The sequence below is a fragment of the Nocardia brasiliensis NBRC 14402 genome (assembly GCF_000308475.2).
GTDB lineage: Bacteria > Actinomycetota > Actinomycetes > Mycobacteriales > Mycobacteriaceae > Nocardia > Nocardia brasiliensis.
This window is the reverse complement of sequence record NZ_BAFT02000098.1, coordinates 56,654-79,257: the sequence shown is the minus strand read 5'-3', so window position 1 is coordinate 79,257 and position 22,604 is coordinate 56,654. Positions and strand designations below refer to the sequence as shown.

The 22,604-nt window shown below is 69.3% G+C and carries 18 protein-coding genes; 16 read left to right on the top strand and 2 right to left on the bottom strand.

What is annotated here, in order from left to right; all coding sequences use genetic code 11:
* Positions 1–50: 50 nt before the first annotated feature.
* Positions 51–659, top strand: a complete 609-nt coding sequence (locus tag TY25_RS32825) for a CatB-related O-acetyltransferase (RefSeq protein ID WP_063602784.1) — start codon at positions 51–53, stop codon at positions 657–659.
* An 11-nt stretch (positions 660–670) separates the two neighbouring features.
* Here the strand turns inward: TY25_RS32825 and TY25_RS32820 are convergent, their stop codons facing one another.
* Positions 671–1,741, bottom strand: a complete 1,071-nt coding sequence (locus TY25_RS32820; RefSeq protein WP_226887402.1) for a radical SAM protein — start codon at positions 1,739–1,741, stop codon at positions 671–673.
* A gap of 201 nt (positions 1,742–1,942) precedes the next feature.
* On the opposite strand from TY25_RS32820, the gene TY25_RS44525 reads away from it, so the two are divergent.
* The 3 genes from TY25_RS44525 (at position 1,943) to TY25_RS32810 (ending at position 6,393) form a co-directional block, all read left to right on the top strand.
* Entirely contained in the window at positions 1,943–2,074 is a 132-nt protein-coding gene (locus TY25_RS44525) for a hypothetical protein (protein ID WP_256656732.1), read from the top strand.
* Between the two features lie 95 nt (positions 2,075–2,169).
* A complete protein-coding gene (gene lanL, locus TY25_RS32815; RefSeq protein WP_052383350.1) occupies positions 2,170–4,767 on the top strand; it encodes a class IV lanthionine synthetase LanL in 2,598 nt (865 codons plus the stop codon).
* A gap of 78 nt (positions 4,768–4,845) precedes the next feature.
* Positions 4,846–6,393: a sulfatase family protein gene (locus tag TY25_RS32810; protein ID WP_146154009.1), complete on the top strand. Its 1,548-nt coding sequence runs from the start codon at positions 4,846–4,848 to the stop codon at positions 6,391–6,393.
* Between the two features lie 20 nt (positions 6,394–6,413).
* Here TY25_RS32810 and TY25_RS32805 read toward each other — a convergent pair whose 3' ends face one another.
* A complete protein-coding gene (locus tag TY25_RS32805; RefSeq protein WP_042262796.1) occupies positions 6,414–7,646 on the bottom strand; it encodes an ROK family transcriptional regulator in 1,233 nt (410 codons plus the stop codon).
* A 139-nt stretch (positions 7,647–7,785) separates the two neighbouring features.
* Between TY25_RS32805 and TY25_RS32800 the strand changes: the two genes are divergently transcribed.
* From TY25_RS32800 to TY25_RS32745, 12 genes are all read left to right on the top strand, one after another.
* The gene (locus TY25_RS32800) at positions 7,786–8,835 is read left to right on the top strand and encodes a substrate-binding domain-containing protein (RefSeq protein ID WP_042262794.1); all 1,050 of its coding nucleotides are present in this window, start codon (positions 7,786–7,788) and stop codon (positions 8,833–8,835) included.
* Complete coding sequence (locus tag TY25_RS32795) at positions 8,826–10,340, top strand: sugar ABC transporter ATP-binding protein (RefSeq protein ID WP_042262792.1); 1,515 nt, start codon at positions 8,826–8,828, stop codon at positions 10,338–10,340. Before TY25_RS32800 ends, TY25_RS32795 begins: the two co-directional genes overlap by 10 nt.
* Entirely contained in the window at positions 10,337–11,395 is a 1,059-nt protein-coding gene (locus TY25_RS32790) for an ABC transporter permease (RefSeq protein ID WP_088606911.1), read from the top strand. The genes TY25_RS32795 and TY25_RS32790 overlap by 4 nt, the downstream gene beginning before the upstream one ends.
* 36 nt (positions 11,396–11,431) lie before the next feature.
* The gene (locus tag TY25_RS32785; RefSeq protein ID WP_042262790.1) at positions 11,432–12,331 is read left to right on the top strand and encodes an SMP-30/gluconolactonase/LRE family protein; all 900 of its coding nucleotides are present in this window, start codon (positions 11,432–11,434) and stop codon (positions 12,329–12,331) included.
* Positions 12,324–12,935 (top strand): bifunctional 4-hydroxy-2-oxoglutarate aldolase/2-dehydro-3-deoxy-phosphogluconate aldolase, encoded by a 612-nt coding sequence (locus tag TY25_RS32780; protein ID WP_042262788.1) that lies wholly within the window; start codon positions 12,324–12,326, stop codon positions 12,933–12,935. The genes TY25_RS32785 and TY25_RS32780 overlap by 8 nt, the downstream gene beginning before the upstream one ends.
* Positions 12,936–12,964: 29 nt before the next feature.
* Positions 12,965–13,909 (top strand): sugar kinase, encoded by a 945-nt coding sequence (locus TY25_RS32775; RefSeq protein WP_042262786.1) that lies wholly within the window; start codon positions 12,965–12,967, stop codon positions 13,907–13,909.
* Positions 13,910–13,920: 11 nt separating this feature from the next.
* Positions 13,921–14,676, top strand: coding sequence for an SDR family NAD(P)-dependent oxidoreductase (locus TY25_RS32770; protein ID WP_172595786.1), 756 nt, complete (start codon positions 13,921–13,923; stop codon positions 14,674–14,676).
* On the top strand, positions 14,673–15,818 hold the full coding sequence (dgoD, locus tag TY25_RS32765; RefSeq protein ID WP_042262781.1) for a galactonate dehydratase: 1,146 nt from the start codon (positions 14,673–14,675) through the stop codon (positions 15,816–15,818). The genes TY25_RS32770 and dgoD overlap by 4 nt, the downstream gene beginning before the upstream one ends.
* A gap of 340 nt (positions 15,819–16,158) precedes the next feature.
* Positions 16,159–17,985 (top strand): hypothetical protein, encoded by a 1,827-nt coding sequence (locus TY25_RS32760; protein WP_081869251.1) that lies wholly within the window; start codon positions 16,159–16,161, stop codon positions 17,983–17,985.
* A gap of 1 nt (position 17,986) precedes the next feature.
* On the top strand, positions 17,987–19,483 hold the full coding sequence (locus TY25_RS32755; RefSeq protein ID WP_042262779.1) for an exosortase/archaeosortase family protein: 1,497 nt from the start codon (positions 17,987–17,989) through the stop codon (positions 19,481–19,483).
* Complete coding sequence (locus tag TY25_RS32750) at positions 19,480–20,949, top strand: glycosyltransferase (RefSeq protein ID WP_042262777.1); 1,470 nt, start codon at positions 19,480–19,482, stop codon at positions 20,947–20,949. The genes TY25_RS32755 and TY25_RS32750 overlap by 4 nt, the downstream gene beginning before the upstream one ends.
* Entirely contained in the window at positions 20,946–22,604 is a 1,659-nt protein-coding gene (locus tag TY25_RS32745) for an ArnT family glycosyltransferase (protein ID WP_042262775.1), read from the top strand. The genes TY25_RS32750 and TY25_RS32745 overlap by 4 nt, the downstream gene beginning before the upstream one ends.

The window sequence follows — 22,604 nt, the reverse complement described above, 5'->3', positions numbered from 1 at the left end:
TGCCCGACAGTCCCGTGCGGCTGCCCGCCGACCCGACCGTGCTGCATCCCATGCCCGGCCAGCCGCGCGTGGTGCAACTGCGGCCCCTGCTCACCTCACCCCTGATCGAGGTCGGGGACTATACCTATTACGACGACCCGGACGACGCGACCGCGTTCGAAACCCGCAACGTGCTGTACCACTACGGGCCGGAGAAGCTGATCATCGGGAAGTTCTGCGCGCTGGGCACCGGCACGCGGTTCATCATGAACGGCGCCAACCACCGGATGGACGGCCCGTCGACGTTTCCCTTTCCCACCATGGGCGGTTCCTGGGCAGAGCACTTCGACCTGCTCACCGACCTGCCGAATCGCGGCGACACCGTGGTCGGCAACGACGTGTGGTTCGGCAACGGCGTCACCGTGATGCCCGGTGCGCGGATCGGGCACGGCGCGATCATCAGCACCGGCTCCGTGGTCACCGGCGCGGTGCCCGACTACGGCATCGTCGGCGGCAACCCGGCCCGGCTCATCCGAACCCGCTACAGCGACAACGACATCGCGCGTCTGCTCGCCGTCGCGTGGTGGGACTGGCCCACCGAACATCTCACCACGCACATCCGGACCATCATGGCCGGCACCATCGACGACCTGGAGGCCGCCGCGGCATCCTTGACCTGACGCGAAACACCTTATACGACAGGAGCTTTGCTCGCGGTAGGAACGCCAAGGGGGGTGAAGGCAGGGCGGCGGTCCAGGCGCGCCCGGTCGACGGGCGCGGCGAAATGGTAGTCCAGGCGGCGGGCTGCTTCGGCCCAATCGCGCATGGTGCGGACGTCGGTGAGGGTCCGGACGACGAAAGGGTCCGACCAGCGCGCGAGTGCGCGCTCCCACAGGACCATCGGTGGTTCGTCGAGGACACTGCCGACGGTGCCCTCGTAGATCGGCATCGCGTGCACTTCGCCGTCGGGCCGGACGTGCATGATGGGCAGGACGCTGCCCTCGGCGACATGGTCCGGGTGGATCATGTCGTGCCAGTGGTCATCGATCCGGATATCCAGTCCCGCAGGCGCGATACTGCGCAGGTGCGCGAGATACTCAGGGCTGAGCAGGCGTTGGGATTCGGTGTCGTCCAGCAGTTCGTGCTCGACGAACCCGGCACGGTTGGCGAGTCCGGCGGGCATGGTCACGGTGAACACCAGATGTCGCAGTTCGGAGAACCGGGGCGCGATGGTCGTGCAGAACTCCTCGACCTGATGCAGGTTGCTGCGCATGATCGACACCTCGATGCCGAGCGTGCCGGGGGTCTGCCCCTCGGCTTTCATCCGGCGCGTGGTGTCGTCGAGGAGTTGCACCGCGGCCAGGCCTCGCTCGAAGGCGCGCGCCCGGCCCCGGATGCGGTCGTGCACGTCGGCGGTGGCGCCGTCCATGCTGACCGCGACGGTGCTGAAGTGCCGCAACGACTCTTCGGCCTTGTGCGCGTCCATGGGTAGGCCGCTCGTGTAGAGGATGACAGAAATGCCCGCCTGTGCGAAGCGCTCGGCGATCTCGAAAACGCCGTCCACCAGCAACGGTTCGCCACCGGCGAGCGCCACCTCCTGCGGATGCAGCGAAAGGAACGCCTCTGCCATGCGCAAGAGTTGGTCGCGCGTCGGATGCAAGGTCGGCCGCCGGCCCGATTCGGAATAGCAGTGCACACAGCGCAGCGGGCACGCGTAGGTGATATCCCAGATTATTCCTACCGGACCTTGGCTGACGTCCACGGGAAACCCCTTCCCCCAGAATAATTCGGTTGAGTGCCGCTCACGGTAGTGCGGCGCCGGAGCCAGAGCGACCCGCTGGTTCGGTGAGCGGACCGGCGCATGGCAATTCGGCTACCGCTCGCCGAACAATGGTGGCGCGTCCGGTAATTCAGCCGGTTGCTGTCGGGCCTGTATCGACCCGATTCGAGAAAGGAAGCGACGATGGAGCGAGAAATCGAGCAGCTGAGCACGGATGTGGCTGCGCTGCAGACGCTGCCGGAACGTGATCACGGCGCCGGCGCGGTCATCTGGCCGGACCCCACCCGGGGCTCGGCCTGCCACGGTGATCAGTGATCCAGGGGTTTTCCGTGTGACGTCGCGGAGGGGAGTGCTGTCCCCTCCGCACGCACAGTGAAAGGTGCTACCGCGCACAGGAATCGGGGACGGGGATGGTGAATTCGGTAGCCGGGTCGACGCTCGTCGATCTGGCGCAGCGCCACCTCGCGGGGCGCTCCGATCGGCGCATCTGGACCGACAGCGTCTGGTGCCATCTGCGCCCGGTGAATTATCGCCCGCCCCGACAGGGGTGGAAGCTGCATATTTCGGCCACGGTCGGTTCGGCCGCCACCGTACTCGACCACACGCTCGGCATTGTGCTGCGCACCGAATGTTCGGGTAAATTCGCCGCCTCGCTCGAGCAGGTGCGCCGATTGAATTCGGCCGACTATCCGCGCGGTGGCGCAGGCAAATTCATCACCGTCTATCCCCGCGACGACGCACAGCTCCGCGTCCTGGCGGCGCTGCTGCACGAAGCCACCGCCGGGCTCGCCGGTCCGGCGATTCTGTCCGACCGGCCCTATGCGGCAGGCAGTCTGGTGCATTACCGCTACGGGGAGTTCCTCGGCGAGGACGTCATCGGTGACGACGGCGACTACCTGCCGGTGCTGACCGCGCCGGACGGCAGCAAGGTCGAGGACCGGCGCGACGCGTGGTTCGCGCCGCCCGAATGGGCGGACGATCCCTTCGGCCGGTCCCGCTCGACGGGCAACGCGACGGGCGGTGTGCTGCTGGCGAATCGATTCGAGGTGCGCCGGGCGATCGTGCACGCCAACAAGGGCGGCGTCTTCGAGGCCATCGATCGGCTCACCGGGGCGGAGGTGGTGGTCAAACAGGCGCGGGCCGGCGTCGGCGACGGCCCGCACGGCTGGAACGTGCAGGACGCGCTGCGCAACGAAGCCGAGATGCTGGACCTGCTGAGTCCGCTGGCGCCGCGCCGACTCGCCCTCTTCGAGCAACAGCACGACCTCTTCCTGGTACAGGAGATGATCGCGGGCACCACCTTTTTCGAGTGGCGCAGCCGCAGGCACGGTGCACCGGACTGGCGCGCGACGGCGCTGCGGCTCACCGAGTTGCTGGCCGCGGTGCACGCCCGCGGTGTCGTCCTGCAGGACTTCTCGGCCTCGAATGTGATGGTGCGCCCGGACGATTCACTGGTGCTGGTGGACCTGGAGTTCGCGAGCCGGTCCGGCGCGACCCGGATGACCGGCTGGACCCCGGATTACGCGGCACCGGAGCAGATCGCGGGTGCCGCGGCCGATTTCGCGGCGGATCGTCATGCGCTGGGCGCACTGCTGTTCCTGCTGTGCCTGGGCGCCGAGCCGAGCTTCGCGCCCGACGATCCGCCGGCCAGGAGCAAGGCCGCGCGCATCGCGCGACTACTCGAGCCGGCCGCCGAGACCGACCCCGAGATCGCCGCGGCGCGTCCGCTGCTGCTCGGCCTGCTCGCGGACGACCCGGCCGAGCGCTGGTCGCTCGACCGCGTCCGCGACCTTCTCACCGGCGACCAGCAGGACCCGCCGCGACCACGGCCCCGGCACCGGACGACTGATATCGACCGCCTGCTGGACGACGGCATCGACTATCTCCTCGACACGATGACGCCAGCCGGGGAGCGGCTGTGGCCGGTCAGCAACGGTGGTAAACGCAGCGATCCGTGCAACGTCTACCACGGTGCGGCCGGTGTCCTCGCCACCTTGACCCGCGTCGCCGAGGTCCGCGGCGACGCGCGAGTGCTCGCGGCATTGCCGATCGCCGCCGACTGGATCGCCGACCGGACGACCGCACGAAACCCGGTGCCCGGACTGTATATCGGCCGCTCCGGTACCGCGGTCGCGCTGTGCGCGGCAGGCCGGATCCTGGATTGCGAACGTCTGGTCCGCGCGGGTACGCAGCTGTTCGGCGAGGTTCCGCGCGACTGGCCGAACAATGATGTGACCCACGGTCTCGCCGGTGCCGGATGCGCGGCGCTGTTGCTCTGGTCGGCGACCGGCCGGGCCGAATTCCGCGACCGCGCAGCCGAGTACGCGGCACTGCTCACCGAACGCGCCGAGCGCTGCGACGGTGTGCTGGTCTGGCCGGTGCCCCGTGACTACGACTCTCGCTACGCAGGCTCCGTCGACTACGGATTCGCGCACGGCACAGCGGGAATCGGCGCGTTCCTGCTTGCCGCGGGCAGTCGGCTGGATGAGCCGCGGTGGCTGGAGCTTGCCACCGAAGCAGCCGAAAGTCTGTGTGGCGCAGTCGTGGACACGGATGTGGGCGGGTTGTGGCCGATCGGGCCGCGGGATACGACGCGCCTGCTCGATCACTGGTGCAGCGGATCGGCGGGCATCGGCACGTTCCTGCTGCAGTACTGGCGGGCGCGCGGCGACCGGCGGGCGCTGTCCTGGGCCGAGCGCGCCGCGGACGCGGTGTGGGCGCGCCGCTGGCGGGCCGGGTCCACGCTGTGCCACGGCCTCGCGGGCAGCGGTGAATTGCTGCTCGATCTGTTCGCGGCGACGGGAGACAAGCGCGCGCGAGTGCGGGCCGAGGGGGTCGCCGCCGCGCTCGCGATGCGGGCCGGTAGGCATCGGGGACATCTGCTGGCCGCGGATGAGACGGGAAGCGCCTATGGCGCCGACTACGCCGTCGGCGTGGCAGGCTGGGTCGATTTCCTGCTGCGGCTAAAGCACGGCAATCCCAGGGCGTGGCTGGTCGAACCAGGCTGACCACACCGGGCATCGCCGAGTACTTCGCGTGGCGAAACGAAATGCGGAACAATCGCTGTGCACAGCGAAGGGTTCGCCATGAACGTAGCCGATTCGGATCGACCCGAGACGCCCGTCCGACGCCTGGATCGGCGCCGCGTACTCGGCATGATGGCGGCCGCGCCCGTTGCGGTGCCGTTGCTCCGCGCGGCCGCGGCGACGGCCGCACCCCGGCCGCGGCCGAACATTCTGGTGCTCATGACCGATCAGGAGCGGGCGGATGTGGTGCTGCCGCCGGGATTCGAGCTGCCGACGCGGGCGCGGCTGGCGGCGAACGGTGTGCGCTTCGCCATGCACCACACGCCCACCGCGCCCTGCTCGCCTGCGCGCTCCACCCTCTTCACCGGACTGCACGCCCCGGTGAGCGGCATGCTCGACAACGTGCGTGGCAACGATCTGATGGGCACGGTGCTGGGCGCGATCCAGACCTGGAGTCCCGACCTCGACACCACGGTCCCGACCCTCGGCACCGTGTTGCGGGCCGCCGGCTACCACACCACCTACATCGGCAAATGGCATCTGTCCGACTCGGTGGCCGCCGATCCGACGGCGTTGCCGGGGTACGGGTTCGACGAGGCCCACGACATCCTGTCGGCGGGCGGCCCGAACGAGGGCACCCGGCAGGACCCGGCCGTGGTCGGCCGCGCCGTCGACTGGCTGCAACGCCACGGCGGTGATCCGGAACCGTGGCTGTGTGTGGTGAGCATGGTGAATCCACACGACATGATGTTCTGCCCGCGCCTCTACCGGTTCGAGGACGTGCCGGAGTACGGCGCCGACGTGCCGCCGAATTTCGAATCCGATCTGACCACCAAGCCGCGGGTGCAGAGCCGGTGGCGCACCGTCAACGGCATCGTCGGCGGACCCATGCCGACCGAACTCGATTCGCCGGATGCGCATCGGCAGTGGCGGCGCTGGGGCAACTGGTATCTCGAATTGCTGCGCCGCACCGACGAATTGAGCGGGCAGGTGCTGGCCGCCCTGGAGCGCGGCGGAGCCGCGGCCAACACCGTGGTGGTGCAGGTCGCCGATCACGGCGAACTCGGTGGCGCCCACGGTCTGCGGCAGAAGGGGGCGATGATCTATCGGGAGAACAACCGGGTACCGCTGGTCATCGCCGATCCCCGGGCTCCGGCCGGGCACGGCAGGACCGCGAATGCGCTGACCTCCCATATCGATCTGGTGCCGACGCTGGCGGCGTTGGCCGGGATCGACGGTGCCGCGGCGAGTTCGGGGCCGGGCCGGAATCTGGTGCCGGTGCTGGCCGATCCGGTGCGCACGGTCCGGGACGCGATCCTGCTCACCTCGGACGCGAAATCCAGTGGGGGACAGTTGCCGGGCAGCCGGTACTGTCTGCGCGGCGCGATCACCGCCCGCTACAGCTTCGGCCGCTACTCCACTCCGGAGCAGCTCGACGGGCCGCGCGACGAATTCGAATACGAACTCTACGATCGCCAGGTCGACCCGCTGGAGCTGCACAATCTCGCGCACGGCGGCGGCGCGGCCGGACTGGTCGAGGACTTGAACGATCTGGTCGATTCACTGCTCGCGCGGAAACTGCGCCGCCCCGACGCCGAAACCCGTTGAGTCGCAGTGGTGCCGGACCGTCAGGTCGCCGAAGTGCGCAGCGCGCGGCGGGCTGCGATGGAGCCGAACGTTTCCCGGTCGGCGAGAAATCCATCGAGCGCGAAGGTGGCGGCGCCGAGGCTGGCCGGATTGTGCGGCAGCGCCGAGAGTTGCAGTGTCACCGCGTCGAAGGGGTCGGTCATCGCGTGATAGGCGGCCACCCGCCGGGTCACCTCGAGCAGCGGCGGGCCGAGATGATCGGCGATCAGATCACCGAAGACCATGGTGCGCGGGTTGAACAGATTGACCAGATTGGCCACGGCGACACCGAGATAGTGGCCGGTCCGGTCGATCACCGCCAAGGCGACCGGGTCCTCGCGACCGGCCGCCGCGGCGATCGCCGCGATGGTGGCGGCATCGTCGGACCCGAGCATCGGGCTGGCCGGGTCGAGTTCGCGCAGGGTACGCACGATCCCGGGCGCGCCGACGTAAGCCTCCACGCAACCTGTTCGCCCACAACGGCATTCGCGCCCGTCGAGGACGAGATTGGTGTGGCCCCACTCGCCCGCGCTGTTGCTGACACCGCGATAGAGCATCCCGTCGACGACCACGCCGATGCCGACGCCCGCGCGCAGCGTCACCACGATCAGATCGTCCACATCGCGGCCCGCGCCGAACCAGAGATGCGCCGCGGTACTGGCTTTGAGTGGATTGTCGAGATAGAGCGGATGCGGGAGCTGGTCGTCGAGCAGTTCCTTGAGCGGCACATCGTGCCAGTGCCAGTACGGCGAGAAGACCGAGATCCCGCCCTCGGGCTCGACCAGGCCCGGCACGCTCAAGCCGGCGCCGAGCACCTTGTCGGCGTCGCCGGCGGTGAGTTCGCGGATGCCGCGAATGATGAGCGCGGCGACGTCGTGCGGTTCGGTGGCGGCCGGGTCGACGGGGATCTCCACCGCGCGCAACGCCGTCATGGCCAGGTCGAAAAGGTCGAAGTGGATGGCTGTTTCGGCGATGTCGACGCCGACCAGCAGGCCGCGGTCGGGGTTGATCGCGAGCCGGGCCCGGGGCCTGCCGATGCCCGGCGCGTCGTGACCGAGCTCGACGAGCACACCCACGTCGAGCAGTTCGGCGATCATGTTGCCGACCGTGGCGAACGAGAGCCCGGTCGCGCGGGCGATGTCCTGCCTGCTGATATGGCCGTCGGCGGCGTACACCGCCTGTAGCACGCCGAACCTGTTGCGGCGCCGGATGTCGCGCGCGGTCAGCTGGTACACGGTCGGGTCTCCTCCTGCGCTGGTGGCGTCAACATACCGAACTACTTCGACCAACAGTATTTACAACAGTTAGTAAAAGTCTTACTGTAACCCGCATCACTATGCGACGCGAGTATGCGTCAGATCACTAGGAGTGCCCATGTCCTGGACCCATCGACGACGTTGGACCAGTGCCGTGCTGTGCGGAATCTCGCTCGCCCTGGCTGCTACCGCCTGTTCGTCGGGCAAGGAAAGTGCGTCGCCCGCCGCGGGGCCGCAGCAGCAAACGGGCGCGATCAGCCTGGTCTACGCCCAGAAGCAGGGCGATCAGGAGTACTTCATCGGCGAGGCCGAGGGGGCCAAGGCCAAGGCGCAGGAACTCGGCATCGATCTCAAGGTGGTCAATCTGGGCAACGACGCGAACAAGGCGGTCACCGAGGTCAACAATGCGATCAACCAGAAGGCCGGCGGCGTGATCGTGGTGGTCCCCGACCCGTCGGTCGGCCCGCAGGTCGCCCAGCTGACCAAGGCCGGCGGCGTCGCCCTGCTGACCTCCGACGACCAGGTCTGCACGACCGGGCCCGATCCGTCGAAATGCGCGAAGGACCAGCTGGTACCCCGGGTCGGCTTCAGCGGGGCGCAGATGGGCACCGAGGTCGGCCGCCGGGCGGGGCAGGACTTCAAGAAGGCGGGCTGGAAGCCGGAGGAGACCGCGATCGTCGAGGCCTGGAAACAGGACGTGAGCGTGTGCACCGACCGGGTCGAGGCGAACAAGAAGGCGTTCCGCGAGGCCGCGGGCGTGGACGTCCGCGTGATCGAGGTCGGCACCGACAACACCCCGTCGGACGCGCAGAACAAGATCTCCGCGACCGTCGCGGGCAACCGGTCGGTCAAGAACTGGATCGTGATGGGCTGCAACGACGAGAACGTCAGCGGCGGCGTCGCCGCCATCCAGAACGCCGGATACGCCGCGGACAACGTGCTCGGTGTCGGGCTCGGCGCCTATCTGGCCTGCAAGGAATGGCGCGGCGGCAAGCCGACCGGTTTCAAGGCGGCCCTGTTCATCAACGGTAAGGACGTCGGCGCGTTGGCGGTGCAGACCATGCACGACTACCTGAAGAACGGCAAGGCGATGCCCGCCGAGGCCTTCGCCCCGACCACCATGGTCGACGCGAGCAACTGGCAGCAGGCGGGCGTCACATGCAGCTGAGCGGCCTGCGCGCCACCGGCCTCAGCAAAAGCTTCGCCGGGGTGCCCGCCCTGCGCGAGGTGAGCCTGGACTTCCCGGCCGGCGCGGTGACCGCGCTGATGGGGGAGAACGGTGCGGGCAAATCGACCCTGATCCGGATTCTCGGTGGCGATCACCGCCCGGACGGCGGCCGGCTCGAGCTCGACGGCGTGCTGCTCGATCAGGCCACCCCGGCCGCCGCGCGGGCGGCCGGGATCCGGGTGATCGGCCAGGAGCCCGAGATCGTGCCGCATGTCTCGGTCGCCGAGAACGTCTACCTCGGCGCGCTGCCGCGCCGGGCGGGCCGGCTGCTCGATCGGGCGGCCCTGCACGAGCGGATGCGTACCGATCTGGCCAGGCTGGGCTTCGACCGGGATCTGGATCCGAGCACGGTAGGCTCGAAACTGACTGCGGCACAGCGGCAATTGGTCGAGATCATGCGCGCGCTGACCACCGACGCCAAGGTGATCGCCTTCGACGAGCCCACCTCCTCGCTGTCGGATCACGAGACCGAGTCACTGTTCGCGCTGATCGGGCGGCTGCGCGAGCGCGGGCTCGCGGTGATCTACGTGTCCCATCGGATGCGGGAGATCTTCCGCCTCGCCGACCGGGTCGCGGTACTGCGCGACGGTGCGCTGGTCGGGGTGCGCGCGACCGCGGAGACCACCGATCAGGAGATCGTCCGCATGATGGTCGGCCGGGATCTGTCCACGCTGTTCGCGCGCGGTCCGGCCACGCCGGGCCGGGTCGTGCTCGACGTGGAGGCGGTCACCACCGACGACGTGTCCGACGTGAGCCTGCAGGTGCGGGCCGGGGAAGTAGTGGCGCTGGCCGGGTTGGTCGGCGCGGGCCGCTCCGAGCTGGCCGGTGCGCTGGCCGGGGACCTGCCGATCCGCTCCGGCACGGTGCGGATCGACGGCAAGCCGGTGCGGTTGCGCCAGCCGCGCGACGCGGTGCGGGCCGGGGTCGGCTACGCGCCGGAGGAGCGCAAGGCGCAGGCGCTGCTGCTGCATCGTGGTGTGCGCGACAACATTTCGCTCGCGATGCTGGACCGGTTGCGCCGGCTGCGGTTCGTCAAGGCGGGTGCCGAGCGCCGGCTCGCGCAGCAGTACGTGGCATCGTTGCGGGTGCGCACGCCCTCGATCGAGCAGGAGGTGCGCAAACTCTCGGGCGGCAACCAGCAGAAGGTGGTGCTGGCCCGGTGGCTCGCGCGTAAACCCAAGGTGCTGATCCTGGACGAGCCGACCCGCGGCGTCGATGTCGGCGCCAAGGCCGAGATCTACCGCATCATCGAGGAATTGGCCGAGGCGGGCGTCGCCGTGCTGGTGATCTCCTCGGAACTACCCGAAGTGCTCGGCCTCGCCGACCGGATCGTCGTCATGCAGCAGGGGCGCGTCACCGGTGAACTGGACCGCGGCGCGGCCAGTGAAGAGGCGGTGCTGGCGCTGGCCATGGCCGCGGACCTGACATCTCTAGGAAACCAATGACGGAGCAACAACTCACAGCGGTGCCGGTGGCACCGGCCAACGCCCAAGTGCCCGAGCGTAATCGCTATGCCGCCGCGCTCACTCCAAGGCGCATACTGCACGCGATCGGTCCGGGAAACCTCAGCCTGATCGGGGCGCTCGCGGTCATCGTCGCGATCTTCGGCTCACTCAACGACGGCTATCTCGATCCCGCGAATCTCGCCGGAATCGGTGACGCGGTAACGGTTTTCGGCCTGCTCGCGGTGGTGCAGACGGTGGTGATCATCTGCGGCGCCCTGGACATCTCGGTGGGCTCGCAGGCCGGCGTCGCCTCGGTGCTCAGCGCGATGGCGTTCACCGCGACCTCGGGCAACGCCTTCCTCGGCATCCTGGCCGCGATCGGCATCGGGCTGGTGCTCGGGCTGGTCAACGGATTGATCATCGTGTACGGCCGGGTGAATCCGGTGATCGCGACCCTGGCCACCTTGGCCGCGTACAAGGGTCTGGCCCAATTGATCTCGGGCGGCAAGGCGCAGGGCTTCGTGCTCGACAACGACGTCTTCATCTTCCTGGCCCGCGGCAAGATCATCGGGTTGCCGGTGCCGGTGATCATCCTCGCGATCGTCGCGGTGGCGGTGCACGTGCTGCTGAAGTACACCGATATCGGCCGCAACATCTACGCGATCGGCGGCAACGACACCGCCGCAAGACTTTCCGGCATCAATATCAACAAGTACCTGATCGCGGTGTTCGTACTCGCCGGGGTGGTGGCCGCGATCGCGGGCATCATCCTGACCGCGCGCACCGGATCGGGCCAGCCGGTCTCGGGCAGCGAAGGTCTCGAACTCAAGGCGATCACCGCGGCGGCGCTGGGCGGCTGCGCGCTCAAGGGCGGAAAGGGCACGGTCGGCGGCACGCTGCTCGCCGTCGTCCTGCTCGGCGCGCTGGACAACGGCCTGAACGTGGTGGGCGTCAACACCTTCTGGCAGAACGTCGCGCAGGGTTCCCTGCTCGTCGCCGCCGTGGTGATACAGCAGCGGCGCAGCGGTGAGCGCGCCGTCGGATTGCCGACCTGACGCCCCGTCGCCGAGTCGACTTCTCAGGAGTGGATCATGATCAGTTTGCGCGCGCAACCGTGCACCCCGGCCCCCGGACACCTGTGCGAAAGCCCGGTGTGGGACAGCCGGACTCAGGAATTGCTCTGGGTGGACATCCGAGGCGGGCACATCCATCGCGCGAGCCTCGACCGGGCGACGCTCGATCTCGCGCACCGGTCGACCGTGAGTTTGGCGCCGCCGGTGAGCGCGGTGGTGCCGTGCCTGTCCGGTGGACTGCTCGCGACCGCGAGGGACACCATCTACCGGATCGACCACGGCGAGGTCGGCCGGGTCGCGCGAATTCCGTTGCCGGACGACGGGAACCGGCGGCGGTTCAACGACGCGAAGGTGGATCCGCGCGGGCGGCTGCTCGCGGGCACGATGTCGGAGGACGGTGTCGCGCGCAGCGCCGCGCTGTACCGGCTCGATCCCGACGGCGCGATGAGCATCCTGCGCGAGGGCATCACGATCTCCAACGGCCTCGGCTGGAGTCCCGACGGCGCGACCTTCTACTACGCCGACAGCCCCACGCAGCGGGTCGATGCCTTCGACTACGACCTGGACACCGGAACCTTCACCGGCAGAAGGACCTTCGCCCGATTCGAGGACGGCGACCCGGACGGGCTGACCGTCGATGCCGCGGGCTGGGTCTGGGTGGCGGTCTGGGGCGCGGGACAGGTCCGTGCCTTCGATCCGGACGGCACGCCGCGCGCGGTCGTCGACGTCGGCCCCTCGCAGGTCTCCAGCTGTGTTTTCGCCGGTCCCGATCTGGACGTGCTGGTGATCACCACCGCCGCGGAGGGGCCCGCGGTGCTCGAGCCCGACTCCGGACGGCTGTTCGCCTGCGTGCCGGGCGCGATCGGCCTGCCCGGCGTCCGGTACGCCGACACCGCACTGGTGCGTAACCATGGCTGAGGATCCCCTGGAGTCGGCGACACCGGTCATCGCGATCCTGCGTGCACCAACGGCGCAGCGCTTCGCCGAGGTCACCGCCGTGCTGCACGAATCAGGCATCACCGCAGTGGAATTCACGCTCACCAGTGTCGGGGCCTTGGACGCGATCCGCGCGTGCGCGGGCTTCGCGTATCGCATCGGCGCGGGTACGGTCCGCACCGCCGCGGACGCGGCCCGGGCGGTCGACGCCGGCGCCGCGTACCTGATCACCCCGATCATGAGCGAGGAGGTGATCGCGGCGGGACTCGACCTGGGCGTCCCGGTGATCTCGGGCGCGTTCACCCCCACCGAGATCCAGCGCGCGTGGACCGCGGGCAGCACCATGGTCAAGCTCTTTCCGGCCTCGACGGGCGGCCCCGAATACCTCCGGGCGGTCCGGGCGCCGCTGCCGGAGATTCCGTTGGTCCCCACCGGTGGCGTGGGACTCGACGAGGCGCAGGCGTATCTGGACGCCGGGGCCACGGCGCTGGGCATCGGATCACCGCTGATCGGCGATGCCTGCGTGGGTGGCGATCTGGACGCACTGCGGGAGCGCGTAGCCGTGCTACGCGCGGGGTTGTCGTGATGTGCGCGGCGGTTCGGGAGCGGAATGTCATGCGGGGCACTCTGGTAACTCTCGGCGAGGCGGTGGGGGTGGTGGCCGCGGTCGAGCCGGGGCCGCTCGCGCCCGGCGCGGCGCTGCGGATGGACTTCGCGGGCGCGGAGGCGACCGTCGCGATCGGCGTGAGCAGGCTTGGGCATCACAGTGTTTGGGTGGGCAGCGTCGGCGACGACGCCGTGGGCACGATGGTGCTGGACCGATTGCGGGCCGAACGCGTCGACGTGTCCCGGTGCCGGATCGACCCTGAGCTGCCGAGCGGTCTGATGGTGCGGGAACGCCGCACCGCCGACCACATCCGGGCCACCTACTATCGGCGCGGACTGGCCGGGTCGAGGCTGTCGGTCGCGCAACTGGACACCGAGCAGATCGCCACCGCGGGCGTCCTGCATCTGACCGGGATAACCCCGGCGCTGAGCGCCTGTGCGTGCGACGCGGTGCATGCCGCGCTGGACGCGGCCGTCGAAGCGGGCGTGCCGGTTTCGCTCGACATCAACTATCGCAGTGCGCTGTGGTCCAGAGCGGACGCCGCCGCGGAACTGGCAAAGCTGGTGTCGCACTGCGACATCGTCTTCGCCGGGCTCGACGAGGCCGCGCTGCTGGTGCCCACCGCGAGCGCGTCAGCGATGGCCGAATCGCTTGCGGCACTGGGTCCGTCGCAGGTTGTCCTCAAACTCGGCGGCGACGGCGCGCTGGCGCTGCACCGCGGCCGGGTGATCCGGCAGCAGGCGATCCCGGTGACCATGGTCGATCCGGTGGGCGCGGGTGATGCGTTCGTGGCCGGCTACCTCGCGGGTGTGCTGGACGGCACGTCGGTGCGGCACAACCTGCGACTGGCCGCCACCTGCGGCGCGTTCGCGGTGTCCGTGCCCGGCGACTGGGCGGGCCTGCCGTCGCGCCGGGAGCTGGACCTGCTGAGCGGCACCGACATTCAACGATGAAAGGAAGGCCTGTGAGTCGTCTGGCAGAACGCGTCGCGGTGGTCACCGGGGGCGCCTCGGGGATCGGCGCGGCCACCGCATCGCGGTTGGCCGCCGAGGGGGCCGCCGTGGTGATCGCGGACATCGCCGAACCGGCGGGCGAGGAGGTGGCCGCGAAGATCCGTGCCGCGGGTCAGCGCGCCGAGTTCGTCTGGTGCGACGTGTCGCAGGAGCAGTCGTGGGTGTGGTTGCGCAATCGGGTCAACGAGGTGTTCGGACCGCTGGATGTGCTGTGCAGCAACGCCTCCCGGCAGGCCACCATTCCCGCGGACGAACTGTCCCGGCGGCAGTGGGACGACGGGCTCGCGATCAATCTGACGCCGCTGTTCCTCGGCGTGCACACCTTCATCGACGATCTGCGTCTGCAGGCCGGGAACGTGGTCGCGATCTCCAGTGTGCACGCGCAATTCGGGTTGCCCGGGTACCCGGTCTATGCCGCGGCGAAAGGCGGCCTGACCGCGTTGGTCCGGCAGCTCGCCGTCGAATACGGCGGTGCGCGAGTGCGTTTCAACGCGATCCTGCCGGGACCGGTCCTCACACCGGTGTGGGACGACGTCGACGAGGAGGGCCGCAGGCTGTCCGCCCGCGCCACCGTGCTGGACCGGCTCGGTGCGCCCGAAGAGGTCGCCGCCGCGGTGGCCTTCCTCGCCTCCGACGACGCCTCCTTCATCACCGGCGCGAACCTGGTGGTCGACGGCGGCTGGAGCGTACGAAAGGAATCCCGGTGAAGATCACCGCATTGACCACGTATCTGGTCGCACCGCGCTGGTGTTTCCTGCGCATCGATACCGACGAGGGCATCACCGGGTGGGGTGAGCCGGTGATCGAGGGGCGGGCGCACACCGTCGCCGCGGCGGTCGGCGAGCTCGCCGATTATCTCGTCGGCAAGGATCCGATGGCGATCGAGGCGCACTGGCAGGTGCTCACCAAGGGCGGCTTCTATCGGGGCGGTCCGATCCTGTCGAGTGCGGTCGCCGGTATTGATCAGGCCCTGTGGGACATCACGGGCAAGGCACTCGGCGTGCCGGTGTGGCAGTTGCTCGGCGGGGCGGTGCGCGATCGGATCCGGGTGTACAGCTGGATCGGCGGCGACCGGCCCGACGACGTCGCGGCGGCCGCGGTCGAACGAAAAGAGCAGGGCTTCACCGCGATCAAGATGAACGGCTCGGCCGAACTCGACGCGATCGACACTCCGCGCGCCACCACCGCCATCGTCGATCGGGTGGCCGCGGTGCGCGCGGCCACCGGCGACGAGTTCGATATCGCGGTGGACTTCCACGGCCGTTTGTCGGTCGCGATGGCGCGGCGGGTGCTGCCGCTGCTGGAGCCGTATCTCCCGTTCTTCGTGGAAGAGCCGCTGGTGCCGGAGGTCAGCGAGCGGATCGGCGAGATCACCGCCGCGACGAGCATTCCCATCGCCACCGGCGAAAGGTTGTTCTCCCGCTGGGATTTCCGGACCGTGCTCGACCGGGGCGTCGCCGTGGTGCAACCCGATCTCTCGCACGCGGGCGGCATCTCCGAGGTCCGCCGCATCGCCGCGCTCGCCGAGAGCCGCGATGTGGCGCTGGCCCCGCATTGTCCGCTCGGCCCGATCGCCCTGGCCGCCAGCCTGCAGGTCGGCTTCGCCACGCCCAATCTGCTCATCCAGGAGCAGAGTCTCGGCATCCACTACAACGAGGGTTCGGACCTGCTCGACTACCTCGTCGATCCTGCCGTGTTCGCCTACCGCGACGGGTACGTCGACCTTTTGCGGGCACCTGGCCTCGGCATCCAGGTCGACGAGACCGCCGTGGCGCGCGCCGCGGAACTGGGTCATCGCTGGCGCAACCCGATCTGGCACCGCAAGGACGGGTCGTTCGCCGAATGGTGAGGTCGGTGCCCGGCTAGCCGAGGTCGCGGCGGTCCGCGGTCCGCGGCTCGGGCATGTCGAGGCGGTATTGCCGGTGCTCGGCTATAGGCTCCGCTCGGGTGGTGCGGCATGTCCGCGCAATCTGCCAGCAACGGACTGCCGACCGGGACCGACTCGCAGGAGGCCGCGCGTGACTTTCGGGGCATGCTTACAGCTTGGGCGTCGCGCACGCAGGACGTGCCTGCTCGGGGTGGGCGTGGCACTGGCCGCGGTAGCCGTCGCGCCACCAATCGCAGTAGCTCAACCAGCACCGGCACCACCTGCCCCGGCCGAGGCGCCGCCGACGCCGGCGGCCGGGGACATGAGCTTGCCGTTGTCCGACCTCGGCATGGGCACCGCCCTGACCTTCCCCGGGCAGCAGTTCGAGCGCAGCATCGCGCTGCCGCTGCTGCCCGGTATGGCACCCACCGCGTTGACAGGCACGATCCAGCTACCGCCGCACGTGGCGCGCGGCACGCTAGAGGTGCACTCCGGTACGCGCCTGCTCGACCGGGTGGAGGTGCCGCAGGACCCGCGGGCCCCGGTTCGGCTTTCACTGGCAGGTGCGGAACAGGAGAACAACGCGATCTCGGTGACGCTCACCTCGTCGCTGGTCTCGGAACCGGGCACCTGCGTGACGGATTGGCTCGGACGTCCGATGACGCTCTCGGACGCGGCGGTCGGATACTTCGGCGCGGAGGCGCAACCGGCGACCGTCGCCGAATTCCTGCCGCCGGCCCTGCGGCAGTTGACGGTGTACGTCCCGGCCACGCCGTCGGAGACGGAAAGCGCCGCGGTCCTCACGCTGACGACCGCGCTGATCGCGCGCTACCACGGTCAACCGCTGACGGTGGACGTGCGACCGGTGCAGGCCGGCGCGGCAGTCCCCGACCACGCACCGGGGTTGCTGGAGCGTCAGATCGAGATCGCGGAGTCGCCCGACGCGGGGCTGCGGGTCACCACGAGCGCCCAGCCGGTCCTGCGGATCACCGGGAACGGTTCCGCCCTCGATGACCAAATCCGCTTGCTCACCAGTGCTTTGACGAAGATCGCGATCACCTCGGGTGCGACCGCTGTCGCCCTGCCGCAGGCGCCGCAGCTCGCGCCGGACTCGACGACGCTGCTCGCGCTCGGCGAGACCCAGCTCAGTGCGACCGCGATCGGTTCGGTGAGCGTGGATATCGGCATCGACCAGACGCGTCTCGGCCGTGCGTCCCGCGACATCCGAATTCGCCTGCTGGGCAACTACACTCCGCTGCCCAGCACCCTGAGCGGCAATATCACCGTGACGGCGGGCAGCAGGTACATCGACAGCTGGCCGGTGGACGCGAGTGGGCGCATCGAACGCTGGATCGATCTCCCCGACGAGGTGCTCGGCCGCTACACGACGCTGACCGTCACCTTCCATCAGACGGGGCTCACGCACGGCTGCGGCCTGGAGCAACCGGTCACCCTGACGATCGATCCCGACAGTGAGGTGACCAGCGCCTCGGCCGCGCCGCCGGTACCCGGCGGCTTCGGCGCGCTGCCGCAGGCGCTGCTGCCCGGCTTCCAAGTCGGTTTGCGCACACCGGGATTCACCGACACCCTGCGCGCGGTCAAGATCCTCACCGGGTTGCAGCGGCTGACCGCGGTGCCGCTGCGGCCCGAATTGGTCGGCTTCGACGCCGCCGCCCGCGGCAAGCAGCCCGCCGTGCTGATCACGGCCACCGGCGATCTGCCCGACTCGATCCGGCTGCCGCTCAGCCAGGACGACGACACGTTGACCGTGACCGACGACAGTACCCGAGCCGCCGTGCGGATCGATCCGACGGTTCCGTTCGGGTCGCTGCAGACGACCTGGTCCGGCGGGCGCACGGTGGTGGTCGCCACCTCGACGGAGGCGCCGGAGCACCTCGACCGGGCCCTGGACTGGCTGAACGCGGATTCGCGCCGCTGGTACCGGCTTTCGGGTTCGGTGCTGTTCCAGACGGGCGACCGGGAGCCGGAGTTCTTCGACCCGGCGGCGGTGGCGCCGACCGCGACCGGGGCCTCGATCTCGAACGATTCCGTCGCCCGGATGCTGGCGATCGCCGCGGGCGTGCTGCTGGCCGTCGGCGTGCTCGTCGCGGCGGCGGTGCTGCTGATGCTGCGTCGCCGCAGGCGCTGAGATGGCGCGCTCGGCGGGGCCCCGGCACGCGCGCGCGACGGTCGCCGGCGTCGTCCTGCGGTGGGTGCTGCTGATCGGGGCGGCCACCGCCGCTGCCTTCTGGTTCACCTGGGCCGAATTGGTGCAGGACATCCGGGAAGGTTCCTATCTCGGCTATATCTATGTCCTGCCGGTGCTCGCGGGTTTCGCCGCCGTCGGCATCGCGCTGCGCCGCGGGGCGGAATTGCCGATCCACGACCGGCAGACCGACATTATCGTCGGACTGATCGGGCTCGGCATGAGCGCCGCGGTGCTCGGCCTGCTGGTGCCCCGCTACCGCTATCAATACGAACTGCTGCACCTGGATGTGCTGGCCGCGTGGCTTTTCCTGATTGCGGCGTGCGTGCTGCTGTTCGGGCTGCGACCGGTGTTCCGGTTCTGGCCCGCCTGGCTGCTGTTGCTCGCGGCCTTTCCGCCGCCGTACGCGTTGCTCATGGTCGCCCTGGGCGGCGACCGGGTCGCCGCCGGCGTCGGCACCGTGCTGCTCGCGGCCTTCGCGGCGGGCATCGGGTCGGCGCGCACCCGCACGCGTGCCGCGGTCGCCTCGGCGGGTGTGCTCGTGCTCGGCGGGGTGCTTCTCGCGGTGCTGCGGGTGTGGTTTCCGGCCGCGCCGATCCTGGCGTATCAGGCGGTTCCCTCGGTGGTGGCGGTGTTCACGGTCTGCCTCGTGATGTATGTCGACGTGCGTCGCGGCCGATCGATGAAACCGCTGGATCGGCAGCTGGAACCGCTCACCGCGGCCCAGTCGCGCAGTGCCGCACTGACCGTGGTGATCGTCGCGGTGTTGCTCGCCATCATCCCACTGCCCGCCGACTACGACCGGAGCTTTCCCCGGGTGCCGGGTCTGGTGATCGCCCGCCCGGACTCGGCGCCGCCCGGCTGGCAACTGCTGAAGGAGCAGGAGTATCCCTGGGCGCGAAGGTATCTCGGGCAGGACGCGGTGTTCACCCGCAGGATGATCCGGGCCGAGCGGGGTAATCCCGACTGGGACAAGGAATCCCGGCGCCGCCGGGTGGCGATCGACACGGTGCGTTCCAGCGACGGCGACGCGATCGACCGCTACCCGGAGTTCGTGCTCTATCGGCTGGTGCAGCCGCGAATCAGCCCACCGGCGCTGATCGACCTCGGACACGGCATCACCGCGCGCCTCAACACCGTGCTCGACGACCGCAGGCTGCTGAGCTGGACCTGGCTGAGCTGGAACTGGAGTGGCGAGGGCGGCGCGGAACGGATCAGCCTGATCGCGGCCGACAACCACCTGCCGGAAGCCGAGTTCCCGGTGCCGCAACGCTCGATCACGGCGAACTTCGACAACTTGATGAACCAGTTCCTGCGGGGCAACGCCATCGTCCTGGATTCGCAATCCAGTTCGGTGGCAGCCGATTCCGAGCACAAGGACCGGGAGATGCTGACGACACTCGCTCAGAACATCGTGCGCGCCAGGACCGAGCAGTCGTGACGGCCGCACTCGATCCCGAATCCGAGCCGTTCAAAGCCCGTGCGCTGCATGCGGCGGTACACGGGTTGCGCGAGTCCGATCCACTGGCCTCGGCGTCGGTCGCGTTCCTGCCGTGGCAACGCAACACGCTGCTGTGCGCGCTGCTCGTGGTCCTGGGCTGTGCGGCGGTGTTTCCGCTCGAAACGCTGACCGTGCTCGTCGCGGTGTGCACGCTCGGCTATCTGGCGGTGCTGGGCGATCGCATCCTGATCTTCGCCCGAGGCATGGACCGCGACGCGATCATGACCGTGGACGACGACCGCGCCCGCGCGCTCGCCGATGCCGAACTACCGCCCTACACGATCCTGGTTCCGGCATACGGTGAGCCCGAGGTGGTGGGCGATCTCATCGGCGCGCTGAGCGCCATCGACTATCCCCGCGATCGCCTCCAGGTGCTGTTGCTGCTGGAGGAGGACGACGCGCCGACCATCGACGCGGCGCGCGCCGCCGGAATAGGTACAGGCGGACACGAACACATCACCGTGGTGCTGGTTCCCGCCGCCGATCCGCGCACCAAACCCAAGGCGTGCAACTACGGGCTGCACCGGGCCACCGGCGATATCGTCACGATCTACGACGCCGAGGACATCCCCGATCCGCTCCAATTGCGCAGGGTGGTCGCGGCTTTCGCCGAACTGCCGCCGTCGGTGGTCTGCATCCAGGCCAAGCTCGCGTTCCACAACGCCAAGCAGAATCTGCTCACCGCCTGGTTCACCATGGACTACGGGCTGTGGTTCGGATTCCTGCTGCCCGGGTTGATGCGCAGCCGCGCGCCGATTCCGTTGGGCGGCACCTCGAATCACTTCAACCGCGAGGTGGTGACCGCGATCGGCGCCTGGGATCCGTACAACGTCACCGAGGACGCCGACCTGGGCGTGCGCATCGCCGCCTCGGGATACTCGACCGCGGTCATCGACTCGGTCACGCTGGAGGAGGCCAATCCCGATCCGATCAACTGGGTCCGGCAACGATCGCGCTGGTACAAGGGGTACCTGCAGAGCTGGCTGGTGCATACCCGGCGGCCGATCCGGTTGTGGCGCAGCATCGGTACGGTCAGCATCGTCCGGTTCACCCTGATTCTCGCGGGCACGCCGATCATCGCCTGCCTGAATCTGGTGTTCTGGTTCATCAGCATCGCCTGGATCCTCGGTCAGCCCAGCGTGATCGGCCGCCTGTTTCCCGCCGTCGTCTATTTCCCCGCCTTGATCGCGCTGGTCATCGGGAACGCCGCGACGATCTATATGAATCTGCTGGCCTGCCGGGAGAACAACCGCCCCGACCTGCTGGTGGCCTGCCTCACCTCGCCGCTGTACTGGCTGCTGATGAGCATCGCCGCGACCAAGGGCTGCTGGCAGCTGCTGCGCAATCCGTCGTACTGGGAGAAGACTTTTCACGGCCTCGGCACGTCGTCGGAGGCGGCGAAATGACGGCCGGACGGGTGCGCGTGCCGATCGTGGTCTTCGGCGCGGCCACGGCCCTGTATCTGGTGACCGGCATCTGGTTGACCGCGGGCCGCGGCTTCCTGATGGGCGATGCGCTGAGCCGGGTTTCGGCGACCCAGGCGGCCCTGTTCAGCCGGGATCCGCACCTGTCCGCCATCGGCTTCGTCTTCACGCCGCTGACGTCGCTGGCCCAGCTGCCGATGGTCGCGTTCGAGCCGCTGGTGCCGGCGATCACCACCTGGGGACTGTCCGGGGTGCTGATGTCGGCACTGTTCATGGGCGGCGCGGCTGCCATGATCTACGGCATCGGCGCCGATCGTGCGGCCCCGCCGTGGCTGACCCTGTGCGTCACAGTGCTTTTCACGGTTAATCCGATGATCGTGTTCTACGGTGGCAACGGCATGAGCGAGGCCCCGTTCCTGTTCTGCCTGTGCTGGGCGGTGCGCAGGCTGATGCGCTGGGTGCACACCGACGGCGCGCACGATCTCACCGCCTGCGGCATCGCGCTCGGCCTCGCCTATCTGACCCGTTACGACGCGGTCGCGCCCGCGGCGGCCGCCGCGCTGCTCGTCGGTGTGCTGAGTGGTCGGCGCAGGCGCGGCAGCGAGTACCGATGGTCCGGTGTCGCAATGGATCTGGTGGTACTGCTCGCCCCGATCGCGCTGGCGTTCGTGGTGTGGGCGGGGACGAGCTGGTTGATCACCGGCCAGGCGTTCCAGCAGTTCACCTCGCAGTACGGCAACACCGCCATTCTCGCCCAGTCCGGTGCCACGTCGGCCGCGGAAAAGACCGCGGCGCTGCACTATTCGATCGCCTCGATGCTGGTCCTCGGTCCCGCGCTGCCGTTGCTGCTGCCGCTGGCCTGTGCGCTCGCGGCGCGCAGAAGGGACCTGGCGGTGACCGTCCCGATCCTGTTGTGCGGCGCGGTGCTCGCCTTCCAGACGATGAGCTACCTGTCCGGGTCGACGTTCGCGTTCCTGCGCTTCTATGTGGCCGCCATCCCGTTGGCGGCGGTGCTCGCCCTGTGTATCGCACCGGCACGGGATCGGCCGCCGAGCCATCGGCCGGGCCCGCACGCCCTCGCCCCGCCCCCGCGGCGCCACGCGCCGGTGGCGGCGTTGGTCGCGACCGTGGTGCTGCTGGGGGCGGGACTGCCGGTGACCGTGGCGGGGATGAACAACCATGACCTGGCGGTGCAGGAGTACGCACTCGGGGCCGTCGTGTTCCCGCAGCGGGACAACGCCTCTGCGCGCTACGCCGACAAACGCCGGATCGCCGCGACCTTCGGCACCGGACGCAAGGTCGCCGAGTATCTCGATGCGCTGCACCTGCCGCGCGGGTCGGTGCTGATGGACACCGTTTTCGGGTTCTCGGTGGTGATCGCCTCGGCGCGCCCGGACCAGTTCGTCGTGCCCTCGGACCGGGATTTCGTGCGGGTGCTCAACCGGCCCGCCGAACGCGGTGTGCGGTACATCCTCGCGGTGCCCGCCACCGGGCGCGGCGTATCGGACGCGGTCAACCGGCGCTATCCGACGCTCTACGAGAACGGCGCGGAGATCGCCACGTTGACCCTGGAGGTGCCCAACGATGGTGCGGGCGAGCCCGATTGGCGGTTGTACCGGGTGCTCGGCGCGTCCTGA